The sequence below is a fragment of the Bacillus sp. V5-8f genome, assembly GCF_002863565.1.
GTDB lineage: Bacteria > Bacillota > Bacilli > Bacillales > DSM-1321 > Peribacillus.
Genome location: NZ_PGUW01000001.1, coordinates 249,891 through 261,843, shown reverse-complemented (window position 1 = coordinate 261,843; position 11,953 = coordinate 249,891). Strand labels below are relative to the sequence as shown.

9 protein-coding genes are annotated in these 11,953 nt (G+C 44.0%); 7 read left to right on the top strand and 2 right to left on the bottom strand.

Annotation, left to right across the window (positions count from 1 at the left end):
* The first annotated feature begins 43 nt into the window (after nucleotides 1-43).
* From speB to argS, 3 genes are all read left to right on the top strand, one after another.
* Entirely contained in the window at nucleotides 44-922 is an 879-nt protein-coding gene (gene speB / locus CUU64_RS01115; RefSeq protein WP_101631433.1) for an agmatinase, read from the top strand.
* Nucleotides 923-1,437: 515 nt separating this feature from the next.
* Nucleotides 1,438-1,878 (top strand): YwiB family protein, encoded by a 441-nt coding sequence (locus CUU64_RS01110; protein WP_101631432.1) that lies wholly within the window; start codon nucleotides 1,438-1,440, stop codon nucleotides 1,876-1,878.
* Nucleotides 1,879-1,882: 4 nt separating this feature from the next.
* On the top strand, nucleotides 1,883-3,553 hold the full coding sequence (argS, locus tag CUU64_RS01105) for an arginine--tRNA ligase (protein WP_101631431.1): 1,671 nt from the start codon (nucleotides 1,883-1,885) through the stop codon (nucleotides 3,551-3,553).
* Between the two features lie 177 nt (nucleotides 3,554-3,730).
* Here argS and uvsE read toward each other — a convergent pair whose 3' ends face one another.
* Both uvsE and cls read right to left on the bottom strand, forming a co-directional pair.
* Nucleotides 3,731-4,687 (bottom strand): UV DNA damage repair endonuclease UvsE, encoded by a 957-nt coding sequence (gene uvsE, locus CUU64_RS01100; RefSeq protein WP_101631430.1) that lies wholly within the window; start codon nucleotides 4,685-4,687, stop codon nucleotides 3,731-3,733.
* Nucleotides 4,688-4,718: 31 nt separating this feature from the next.
* Nucleotides 4,719-5,927 (bottom strand): cardiolipin synthase, encoded by a 1,209-nt coding sequence (cls, locus tag CUU64_RS01095; protein WP_101631429.1) that lies wholly within the window; start codon nucleotides 5,925-5,927, stop codon nucleotides 4,719-4,721.
* A 300-nt stretch (nucleotides 5,928-6,227) separates the two neighbouring features.
* On the opposite strand from cls, the gene CUU64_RS01090 reads away from it, so the two are divergent.
* The 4 genes from CUU64_RS01090 (at nucleotide 6,228) to CUU64_RS01075 (ending at nucleotide 11,870) form a co-directional block, all read left to right on the top strand.
* Nucleotides 6,228-8,339, top strand: a complete 2,112-nt coding sequence (locus tag CUU64_RS01090) for a (Fe-S)-binding protein (RefSeq protein ID WP_101631428.1) — start codon at nucleotides 6,228-6,230, stop codon at nucleotides 8,337-8,339.
* A gap of 287 nt (nucleotides 8,340-8,626) precedes the next feature.
* Complete coding sequence (locus CUU64_RS01085) at nucleotides 8,627-9,814, top strand: acetyl-CoA C-acetyltransferase (protein WP_101631427.1); 1,188 nt, start codon at nucleotides 8,627-8,629, stop codon at nucleotides 9,812-9,814.
* Nucleotides 9,815-9,851: 37 nt separating this feature from the next.
* Entirely contained in the window at nucleotides 9,852-10,703 is an 852-nt protein-coding gene (locus CUU64_RS01080; protein ID WP_101631426.1) for a 3-hydroxybutyryl-CoA dehydrogenase, read from the top strand.
* 30 nt (nucleotides 10,704-10,733) lie between these two features.
* Nucleotides 10,734-11,870, top strand: a complete 1,137-nt coding sequence (locus CUU64_RS01075; protein WP_101631425.1) for an acyl-CoA dehydrogenase — start codon at nucleotides 10,734-10,736, stop codon at nucleotides 11,868-11,870.
* Nucleotides 11,871-11,953 lie beyond the last annotated feature (83 nt).

Genomic DNA, 11,953 nt, shown 5'->3' with positions numbered 1-11,953 from the left:
TCAGTGGTGGACTGACCCCTTTGTACAAAGGAGAAACATATTTATGCGTTTTGATGAAGCCTATTCAGGTAATGTGTTTATTAAGAGCCATCCCGATTTTGAAGAAGCGGAGGCAGTCATTTATGGGATGCCGATGGATTGGACCGTGAGCTACCGTCCGGGCTCTCGTTTTGGCCCGGCAAGGATTCGAGAGGTATCAATCGGTCTTGAAGAGTATAGCCCGTATCTTGACCGTGAGCTGGAAGAGGTCAAATATTTTGATGCTGGCGATATCCCGCTTCCATTTGGAAATCCTCAGAAGAGCCTGGATATCATTGAAGATTTTGTTGACCGCGTGCTGGATGCAGGGAAGTTTCCACTTGGCATGGGCGGAGAACATCTTGTTTCCTGGCCGGTCATGAAAGCCGTATATAAGAAATATCCGAACCTTGCCATTATCCATATGGATGCACACACTGACCTCCGTGAGGATTATGAAGGTGAACCGCTTTCCCATTCGACGCCAATTCGGAAAATCGCTGAGCATATTGGACCTGAGAATGTATATTCATTCGGAATCCGTTCTGGTATGAGGGAAGAGTTTCAATGGGCGAAGGAAAATGGGATGCATATCTCTAAATTTGAGGTTCTCGAGCCGCTAAAGCAAATTCTGCCTAAGCTTGCAGGCCGTCCGGTATATGTCACAATTGATATTGATGTCCTTGATCCGGCACATGCTCCTGGAACAGGGACGGTGGATGCCGGCGGGATTACTTCAAGGGAACTGCTTGCATCCATCCACGAAATTGCAAAATCGGATATAAAAGTAGTAGGTTGTGACTTGGTGGAAGTAGCACCGATTTATGATACATCGGAACAAACCGCCAACACAGCGAGCAAATTAATTCGTGAAATGATCTTAGGCTGGGTGCAAAAACGCTAGCGGATGATAAAAAGAGATTGACCCGGGGGTTGAGTTGGGGCAGTCTCTTTTTTTTTGCTGTGCTGAAATATTGATAAGTACATTAACTTGTGGATATCTGCGTTGAATATTGATAAGTACATTAACTTGTGGATATCTGAGTTGAATATTGATAAGTAAATTAACTTGTGGATATCCCAGTTGAATATTGATAAGTACATTAAATTTGTGGATATCTCAGTTGAAATATTGAAAAGTACATTAAAATTTGTTGATAACTGTATTCGAATGGTTAAAATCTGCTCAGTAGATGCAATTTATCATTAAGTTGAAAGGCAGCCTTAAATAGTTTGTATTAAGCCTGCTCCAAATAGTACTGCAAGTTTTTGTTATCATCCTCACAATTATTGAAATCCCAATTCACATCGACCATAGATTTTAAATAAGACAAGATATAAATGTATGAGAAGTTGAAACTTTAGATAAGAATATTTATACTTATAAAGTTATAGGACGTATACAAGGATGTGTAGCATTTGTCTCTACAGGAAACCGATAAACAAAAGGTGAAAGTAATGCTCCGCACGACCATCAGGAACGATGGTGAAACGGAATCATATGAATTGACCACTTTTGGCACGAAATTTTCTAAGGGAAATGCTCTGTATCTGCAGTACACCGAAGAAGATGAAAACGGGAAAACGCAGACTACTGTAAAATATAAGGACCCGGAAGCGTTAATTATGCGCGGGGGTGCGGTGAAAATGCGCCAGGTATTCAACCCGGGTGAAACGCTGAACGGGCATTATGAAAGCATGTATGGTTCCATGCCTATACAGACAAAGACAGAATCCATCAGTCATGTTTGGACAGAAGAAAAACGTGAAGGAATGTTTGTTTTTCGCTATGAGCTTTTCATGCAGGGAGACTTGCTTGGCCAATATGAGATGGCAATAGCCTATAAGGAGGAAGCATAAGACGATGAACATAGTGAAGCAGGTTCAGGAAAAATTAAAACAGGAAATCAAAGCGGCTGTCATCAAGGCCGGTCTGGCAACGGAAGAGCAGATACCGGATGTCGTTTTGGAATTGCCAAAAGATAAGGCACATGGCGATTACTCAACGAATATGGCCATGCAGCTTGCAAGAGTGGCTAAAAAAGCGCCTCGTATGATTGCAGAGGGGATCATTGAGAATTTTGACCGCTCCAAAGCTTCTATTGAAAAAATTGAAATCGCTGGACCCGGATTTATTAATTTTTATATGAACAACGATTATTTGACCGAATTGATTCCTGCCATTTTGGAAGCAGGCGACAAGTACGGGGAAAGTGATTTTGGAAACAATCAAAAAGTTCAGGTTGAGTTCGTCTCCGCCAATCCGACCGGGGATCTTCACCTTGGACATGCCCGTGGTGCGGCTGTAGGGGATTCCCTTTGTAATTTGCTTAGTAAAGCAGGCTATGATGTTTCCCGTGAATATTATATCAACGATGCCGGTAACCAGATTAACAACCTTGCTTTATCAGTGGAAGCCCGCTACTTTCAGGCTCTTGGGATCGAGAAGGAAATGCCTGCGGACGGCTACCATGGTGCAGACATCATCGGTATTGGACAAAAGCTTGCCGAAGAACATGGGGATACGTATGTAAACACCGATGAGAAGGAACGGTTTGAGTTTTTCCGGGAGTACGGCTTGAAATATGAAATGGAAAAATTAAAACAGGACCTCGAAAACTTCCGCGTCGGCTTTGATGTTTGGTATTCAGAAACATCCCTTTACAAAAACGGAAAGATTGATGATGCCCTTGCCGTTTTAAAAGAGCGCGGCCATATCTATGAAGAAGATGGGGCAACATGGTTCCGTTCGACCGAGCTCGGCGACGATAAAGATCGTGTCCTTATTAAACAGGATGGTTCATATACGTATTTAACACCTGATATCGCGTATCACCGAGACAAGCTTGAACGCGGTTTTGAAAAGCTGATCAATATTTGGGGAGCAGACCACCATGGTTATATCCCGCGAATGAAGGCTGCAATTGAAGCCCTGGGCTATGACCGTGAACAGCTTGAAGTGGAGATCATCCAGCTTGTTCACCTGTACAAAAACGGTGAAAAGATGAAGATGAGCAAACGTACGGGTAAAGCTGTAACGATGAGGGATTTGATTGAAGAGGTAGGCCTTGATGCGACTCGTTACTTCTTTGCGATGAGAAGTGCGGATACGCATATGGATTTTGATCTTGATCTGGCTGTGTCCCAGTCAAATGAAAACCCAGTTTACTATGCCCAATATGCTCATGCACGTATCTCCAGCATACTTCGGCAGGGTGTGGAACAAAATATAAGCTATGAAGGTGTACAGGACTTCTCGCGTGTTTCTTCCGAGAAGGAAATCGAGCTTTTGAAGAAACTTGGCGAATTCCCACAGGCAATTGCGGAAGCTGCGGATAAGCGCACGCCGCACCGCATGACCAATTATATCTTTGAGCTGGCATCTGTTTTCCATAGTTTTTATAATGCGGAGAAAGTGCTTGATTCAGACAACCTGGAGAGAAGCCAGGCCCGCCTTGCATTAGTGAAAACAGTACAAATTACGCTGAAAAATGCGCTGGCGTTGATTGGCGTATCCGCTCCAGAAAAGATGTAAACGACAAAGAGGCTGATTCCCTATGAGGGAGACAGCCTTTTCTAACATTTGGGTTGTGCTCGGGTCCATAATAGGAAAAAATTAGTGTGATTTAAGTAAAACAACTGATAGTTAAGCGGAAATTTCTGGATTTAAGTGAAAAACTAGATACTTAAGCGAAACTCAATTAAAGCCTTTTTACTTAACAACCATAGAACCGCCGCTTACACGTTTAATCCCCCTGATTTTTGATAGATCCTCAATCAGCTTCAACATGGCTTTATCCTTCATTTTTGCTTCCACCATAAAATCGACATCTTGCTTGAGCTCTTTCAGCAATTTGATAAGAGGCATTAGGAATTCCACGTCGACGAAATCTGCGTGAGAGCGGAACTCTTTTTCGGATTTAGGCGAGGAAATATGAATTTTTGGAGGAATCCCTGTATGGTTCCACGTTCCAAATATCATTGGCAACAGCTCTTCGATTGGCTTTTCACCCGGATTCGACATATGGTGATGGTAATCGAATGCTAAAGGAATGCCATGATTCAGGCAAACAGCCAGGGTTTCCTCAGTGGTATATGTTTTGTCGTCGTTTTCCAACGTCATTTTAGCTCGTATATGTGCGGGGAGCTGTTTGATGTTTTCATGAAACCTGGCAGTCGCAGCTGGCTTGTTCCCATAGGCCCCGCCTACATGGATGTTCATATAAGAATTGTCATGGACGCCCATCGCTTCAAACATTTTATAATGATATTCCATATCCCTGACAGCATTTGATGTGATTCCAGGATTCTCGCTCGTAAACAGGGTGAATTGATTAGGATGAAAGCTCACCCTCATTTGGTGACGCTGAATCCAATCTCCAAGCTCCCGCCACTCCCTGGCAAACGGAGAGACAAAATCCCATCCGGCTTCTGGGTGTGTTGCGAGCGGTACAATGGAGCTTGAAAGGCGGTATACCTCGATTTCATGAGCGGTATTGAAATAGAGGATCCTACGCGTATTGGAGATATTTTGCCGGGTTACCTCATAAAGCTTCTCCATGCGCTCTTCTTTCTTCAAGCTGGAAAACCTTTTAAACGTTAACGTACGGGAAGGGGTTGTCTCCCAGAGGGAAGTGGCGGTTGACACAAAGCCCATTCGTATCCTCATTCTCGTCTCCTTTCGGGCACAACACGGTTCCTTATAAAAATGGCAAAATCGTAGTGGCAATCGACTCTTTGATCTTACGCACCGGGCTAGGGATAGATAGCATTTCAAGTGTTAAGGGGGTGGAATGATCCATATCGTATTTCAATTCCTTCTTAATGTTTTCAATACATAAGCGGTCAAAAATAAGGCAATTCATTTCATGGTTCAAAAATAATGAACGTCTATCGAAATTGGCTGTTCCGATATCGCATATCTTATCATCTATTAACACGATTTTAGAATGGTAAAACCCTTTTCTAAACTGTAACACTCTTGCCCCATCTTTTAACAGAATTCGGAAGTACCGGAACGCTGCCTCCTTGACCAAAGGATGGTCCGAATTTTTAGGGACAATGATGGTAACCTCCACGCTTTTTGATAAAGCGACCCTCAAGTCGGAAAAAAGTTTTTGGCTCGGTATAAAGTATGGTGTCCCAATAATGATTCTTGACTTTGCCGCAGATATGAGATCGGAAAATGTTTCTTCCAGAAAGACACCTTCAGTTGGAATGAACTGATGGATACAAGTGCCTTTTTTTAGAGAAGGAAAGTATTCTTTGCTTTTGCGTTGATCCTCCCCGGACGCATGGAACCAGTCCTCCAGGAACACATACTGCAGGTCTTGAACACCTTCCCCTGTAATCTTCACATGATAATCACGCCAAGGAGTTAGCGTCGGGTGTTCTCCGATATATTCTTTGCCAATATTGTATCCGCCCAGATATCCGACCTTGCCGTCAATAATGGAAATCTTCCGGTGATTCCTTTCCTGAAGGGAGTAGAAAAAGTAGGGCCATTTGGGCAAATGGGTAAACATGAATCGGATACCGTAGTGTTTAAGATCTTTGATCGTTTTTCTAGTGAGACGGCGGCTGCCAATCCGGTCCACCATCAAGCGGACCTCAACCCCTGATTGCGCTTTTGTTTTTAATAACTGGAGAAACTCCCTACTAAAACTATCGTTCCTGACAATATAAAATAAGATATGTATATGTGTTTTTGCTTCTTTGATTTCTTTGAAAAGCTCCCGGAACAGTGACTGCCCGTTTGTGTAGATTTGTATTTCGCTGCTGCGTTTGGGGAAATCCTTATTGAATACATGGTTTAGATGACTTTTCCGACCCAGATAAAAGTCGAACGGCAGCCAGGCGAGGATACTTAGAATGATGATTCCAATTGTAACCGGGATTATCAAGTCCATCCTCTCCTCGATTGTTATTTTTTCGTTTAGTTTGGCTCAATAACAGGTGGGATACTCTATTCTATTACAAAATGATGAAGTGGTAATTTTTTCATAACACTAGAAGAACCTTTCTATCACTGGAAAAGAAATCAAGAGGTGAGAAAAAAAGCAAAATTAACGAAGAAAAAAGTTGACTGAATGCTCATTCATTATATAATGGAATTAATAGAATTCAGAAAAATGTAACTGTTTCTAATTTTAATGCTTTAATAGGAAATAGACATTTCAAATTCAACATACCAGAAAGGGGCGCACATAATGAATGGGTTGCTATGGGTTAATTTAATCGCGTTTTTACTTGTAACCGCTTACGCACTCAGCTTGTTTGTCTATTTAATTAGGACAAGGATGGCTTACATTAAGCTGGGGAAGAAAGTAGAATTCGACAATCGTGTGAAAGAACGGCTCGATAAAGTATGGGTCAATGTATTTGGCCAGAAAAAGCTGCTCAAAGATAAGAAGAGCGGGGCCATTCACGTCATGTTCTTTTACGGCTTTATCCTAGTCCAGTTCGGTGCGATTGATTTCATTATCAAGGGTATCAAACCTGGTGCACACTTGCCGTTTGGTCCGTTGTATCCAGCATTCACATTTTTTCAGGAAATTGTTACCCTTGTCATACTTGTCGCAGTAGTATGGGCCTTCTACCGTCGCTATATTGAAAAGCTTGTTCGTTTAAAGCGCGGATTTAAATCCGGAATCGTACTGCTCTTAATCGGCGGCTTAATGCTATCGGTTCTTTTAGGAAACGGAATGGCCATGATCTGGCACGGGCATGAAGGGACATGGACTGAGCCGGTTGCATCAGGCATTGCTGCAGCATTGGGCTGGATAGGTCCAACCGCCGCAACTGTAGTATTCTACGTAGCGTGGTGGATTCATACCCTTTTCTTACTGACGTTCCTTGTTTATATCCCGCAATCCAAGCATGCTCACTTGATTGCAGGGCCTGCAAACACTTACTTCAGCAGGTTAGATAATCCAGGTAAATTAAAGCCTGTCAACTTTGAAGACGAATCTCAGGAATCGTTCGGGGCAGGAAAGATTGAAGATTTTAACCAATATCAACTGATTGATTTATACGCTTGTGTTGAGTGCGGGCGCTGTACGAATATGTGTCCGGCAACAGGTACCGGGAAGATGCTTTCCCCAATGGATATCATCCTAAAGATGCGTGACCATCTAACGAATAAGGGTGCTGCCATCACTGCAAAACAACCGTGGGTGCCAACTTTCGTATTTGGCCATACACAAGGCAACCAGATTGCGCTTGCAAGTGCAGGCCAGGGAGCGAAGGAATCTGCAGCGGCTGTGGAATACGATAAGGCTCTAATCGGGGAAGTCATCACAGAAGAAGAGCTTTGGGCATGTACCACTTGCCGGAACTGTGAAGACCAATGTCCGGTCATGAATGAGCACGTCGATAAAATCATCGATATGCGCCGTTACCTAGTCCTGACGGAAGGAAAGATGAACCCGGATGCACAGCGTGCCATGCAAAACATTGAACGCCAGGGCAATCCTTGGGGACTAAACCGTAAGGAAAGAGAAAACTGGAGAGAACTTCGTGACGATGTTCATGTTCCAACAGTCAAGGAAGCGAAAAAAGCCGGAGAAGAAGTTGAATATTTATTCTGGGTAGGCTCCATGGGTTCCTATGATAACCGCAGCCAAAAGATCGCCCTTTCTTTCGCCAAAATGATGAATGAGGCGGGTGTGAAGTTTGCGATTTTAGGAAATAAAGAAAAGAATTCCGGGGATACACCGCGTCGTTTGGGCAATGAGTTCATCTTCCAGGAGCTTGCAACAAACAATATTGCCGAATTTGAGAAAAACGAAGTGAAGAAGATCGTAACGATTGATCCTCACGCCTATAATATCTTTAAAAATGAATATCCTGACTTTGGTTTGCAAGCGGAGGTTTATCACCATACTGAACTGCTTGCGAAGCTTGTAAATGAAGGCAGGCTTGTACCGAAGCATCCTGTAAATGAAACTATTACATTCCATGATTCCTGTTATCTGGGTCGATACAATGAAGTGTATGACGCCCCAAGGGACATTCTGAAAGCTATTCCGGGCGTGAAGCTTGTTGAAATGGAGCGCAACCGGGAAACTGGCATGTGCTGTGGCGCCGGCGGAGGACTGATGTGGATGGAAGAAGAAACTGGACATCGCATTAACGTCGCCCGTACAGAACAGGCTCTGGCAGTAAACCCATCTGTAATCAGCTCCGGCTGCCCGTACTGCTTAACAATGATTACAGACGGTACAAAAGCAAAAGAAGTAGAAGATGATGTGAAGACATATGATGTCGCCGAGCTATTAGAAAAATCAATCCTTGGCGAACAGCAAACCATCGCATCATAAAAGAGTAGACTAGTATTCTATCTAACGCCGCGTAATTCTTACTTAAAACATAAACTTGTTAGATGATGCATAATTTTATAAAGCCTGCTTCCAAATTAAAAATTTATTTGCCGAAGCAGGCATTTTCTTTAAAAAAATTTTTACATATTTTTCTCATTAATTATTTAACCTTTTCGAAGTTTTGTGTAAGATTTAGTAAAGCGCTTACATTTTTGTGTGTAGGCTTTGAGCGAGCGTTCAGTCAATTTATTTGGAGGAGAAACTAGGGTTTAAGAAGGAGGAGCAATATGGATAGAACAGTTATTGTCAGTGGAGTGAGGACACCTTTTGGGAAGTTTGGAGGGGGGCTTAGCAGCTTAACGGCATCCGAGCTTGGCGGGATAGCGATCAAGGAAGCCTTGAACCGTGCAGGAATTGATGGAAGCCAAGTGGATGAAGTTATTATGGGGAATGTGCTTCAGGCAGGACAAGGACAGATTCCTTCCCGTCAGGCATCACGGCATGCCGGGATCCCATGGGAAGTGAAAACGGAAACCATTAATAAAGTGTGTGCCTCAGGATTGCGGAGTGTCACATTTGCGGATCAGCTCATTAGGTTGGGTGATGAAGAAGTGATTGTAGCGGGCGGTATGGAGTCGATGAGCAATGCCCCTTATCTAGTTCCGAAAGCCAGATGGGGTCTTCGTATGGGGGACGCGGCGATGAAAGACTCTATGATCCATGATGGACTCAGCTGCAGTTTTACCGGCGTTCATATGGGGACGTATGGAAATAGTACAGCTGAGGAGTTGGAGCTATCACGAGAAGACCAGGATAACTGGGCATATAGAAGCCATCAACGGGCAATAGCCGCAATTGAAAATGGTGTGCTGGCGGAAGAAATCGTTCCAGTTCCTGTCCCTGTTCGAAGAGGGGAGCCAGTCACAGTAGAACATGATGAAGCCCCAAGAAAAGATACATCCATTGAAAAGCTGGCTAAACTAGGTCCGGCATTCAATAACGAAGGGACGATTACAGCCGGAAATGCGCCAGGTGTAAATGACGGTGCGGGTGCTCTGGTGCTTATGAGTGAGGAAAGGGCCGAGAAAGAGGGGAAAACGCCGTTTGCTTATATTGTTGGGCATGCTGAAATAGCAGTGGAAGCAAAGGATTTTCCTAAGACACCGGGCCTTGTCATTAATGAACTCTTGAAAAAGACAGGAAAGTCATTAGAACAGATTGAGTTGTTTGAAATCAATGAAGCATTTGCAGCGGTTGCGCTTGCAAGCGGGAAACTGGCAAACGTTAAGCCTGAAATAGTGAATGTAAATGGTGGGGCGGTAGCGCTCGGTCATCCGATTGGGGCAAGCGGGGCACGCATTATTATTACGCTTATGCATGAGTTGAAACGGCGTGGCGGTGGCCTTGGTGTTGCAGCAATTTGTTCAGGCGGCGGCCAGGGGGATGCCATTTTAATAGAAGTGCCAAAATCTTAATTCATAGTTTTTAAATCTAATAGATGGAGGTCCTTTGATGAATATAAAAAAAGTGATGGTCATCGGCGCCGGGCAGATGGGTTCAGGCATTGCCCAGGTTTGTGCTGTAAGCGGGTACGCCGTTATATTGCATGATTTGAAGCAAGAGTTTGTCGACAGAGGGCTAAGCACCATTAAGAATAACCTTGCTCGCCAGGTTGAAAAAGCGAAAATGGCAGAACAGGATAGAGCAGCTGCCCTTTCAAGATTAACGCCTTCCATTCATTTGAGCAATGCTTCAGGAGTTGATCTCGTTATCGAAGCAGCCGTGGAAAACATGGAGATCAAGACAAAGCTGTTTAGTGAACTGGATCAAATTGCTCCAGCACATGCAATCTTGGCCTCCAACACATCATCGCTCCCGATCACTGAGATTGCGGCAGCCACAAAGCGGCCTGAAAAAGTGATCGGCATGCACTTCATGAATCCTGTCCCTGTCATGAAGCTTGTTGAAATTATCCGCGGGCTCGCCACTGCAGATGAAGTGTATACGGCCATTGAAGATATGTCCAAGACGCTCAGCAAAGTGCCAGTAGAAGTGAATGATTTTCCTGGCTTCGTTTCAAACCGGATTTTGATGCCGATGATTAATGAAGCCATCTATACGTTATACGAAGGCGTGGCTTCTAAAGAAGCAATCGATGAGGTCATGAAGCTCGGGATGAACCATCCTATGGGTCCCTTGACGCTTGCTGATTTCATCGGACTTGATACATGCCTTTATATCATGGAAACGTTACACGAAGGCTTCGGGGATGATAAATACCGACCGTGCCCGCTGCTTCGGAAATATGTAAAAGCAGGCTGGTTGGGCCAAAAATCCGGCCGCGGGTTCTTTATGTATAACTAGCCATCTTAATCCTGCACCGGGGAGGCTACTATGAATCTGACATTTACGAAAGAGCAAGAAATGATGCGGAAAATGGTTCGAGGCTTTGCTGAACATGAAATTGCTCCTTTTGTAGAAAAAATGGAAGAAGGAAGATTTCCGAGGCCCCTGCTAAAAAAAATGGGCCAGCTTGGCATGATGGGCATTCCGGTTCCTGCGAAATATGGAGGCTCAGAAATGGATTTTATCTCCTATGTCATTGCAATCCATGAGATTTCAAGGGTAAGTCCGACGGTAGGTGTAATCCTCTCTGTCCACACATCCGTTGGAACCAATCCGATTCTGTACTACGGAACGGAAGAACAAAAACAAAAGTATGTGACCAAATTGGCATCCGGAGATTACCTTGGAGCCTTTTGCCTGACGGAACCAAGTTCAGGATCTGATGCTGCAAGCCTGAGATCCCGGGCAGTACGGGAAGGCAGTTTTTATAAAATCAATGGTTCCAAGGTGTTTATCACAAATGGCGGGGAAGCAGATGTTTATATTGTTTTTGCCTCAACCAGCCCTGAAGCAGGAAGTAAAGGCATCACAGCTTTTATCGTAGAAAAAAACATGCCGGGATTCATCATTGGCAAAGACGAACACAAAATGGGACTTTACGGTTCAAGAACCGTTCAGCTTACCTTCGATAATATGATGGTGCCTGCTGAAAACGTGCTCGGGAATGAAGGGGAAGGCTTCAAAATTGCAATGGCAAACCTGGATGCAGGACGTATCGGTATTGCTGCACAGGCCCTTGGAATTGCGGATGGTGCGTATAGGCACGCTGTCCGTTATGCGAAAGAAAGAGTACAGTTCGGCAAGCCAATCGCAGCCCAGCAGGGAGTAGCGTTCAAGCTAGCGGAAATGGCGACAGATATTGAAGCTTCAAAGCTTCTGGTTTACCAAGCTGCTGACTTAATGTCCCAGGGCCTCCCTTGCGGAAAACAAGCGTCGATGGCGAAACTAATGGCTTCAAAGACTGCAATGTATGTATCCACCGAGGCCATTCAGGTATTTGGAGGCTACGGTTATACAAAGGAATACCAGGTGGAGCGATATTTTCGGGATGCGAAGGTCACAGAAATTTATGAAGGCACAAGTGAAATTCAGCGTATTGTTATCAGCAAGCATCTTTTTAAATAGGTATCTTAAATAGGAATCCAGGCATTTGCTGAAAAACTATGGTTTTTGCTTATAAAATAAATTTTTCACTTAAATTTGATGAT

Excerpts from the sequence above, each read along its gene's own strand:
- speB (WP_101631433.1), top strand. The coding sequence starts at position 44 with ATGCGTTTTGATGAAGCCTATTCAGGTAATGTGTTTATTAAGAGCCAT.
- argS (WP_101631431.1), top strand. The coding sequence starts at position 1,883 with ATGAACATAGTGAAGCAGGTTCAGGAAAAATTAAAACAGGAAATCAAA.
- uvsE (WP_101631430.1), bottom strand. The coding sequence starts at position 4,687 with ATGAGGATACGAATGGGCTTTGTGTCAACCGCCACTTCCCTCTGGGAG.
- cls (WP_101631429.1), bottom strand. The coding sequence starts at position 5,927 with ATGGACTTGATAATCCCGGTTACAATTGGAATCATCATTCTAAGTATC.
- CUU64_RS01090 (WP_101631428.1), top strand. The coding sequence starts at position 6,228 with ATGAATGGGTTGCTATGGGTTAATTTAATCGCGTTTTTACTTGTAACC.
- CUU64_RS01085 (WP_101631427.1), top strand. The coding sequence starts at position 8,627 with ATGGATAGAACAGTTATTGTCAGTGGAGTGAGGACACCTTTTGGGAAG.
- CUU64_RS01080 (WP_101631426.1), top strand. The coding sequence starts at position 9,852 with ATGAATATAAAAAAAGTGATGGTCATCGGCGCCGGGCAGATGGGTTCA.
- CUU64_RS01075 (WP_101631425.1), top strand. The coding sequence starts at position 10,734 with ATGAATCTGACATTTACGAAAGAGCAAGAAATGATGCGGAAAATGGTT.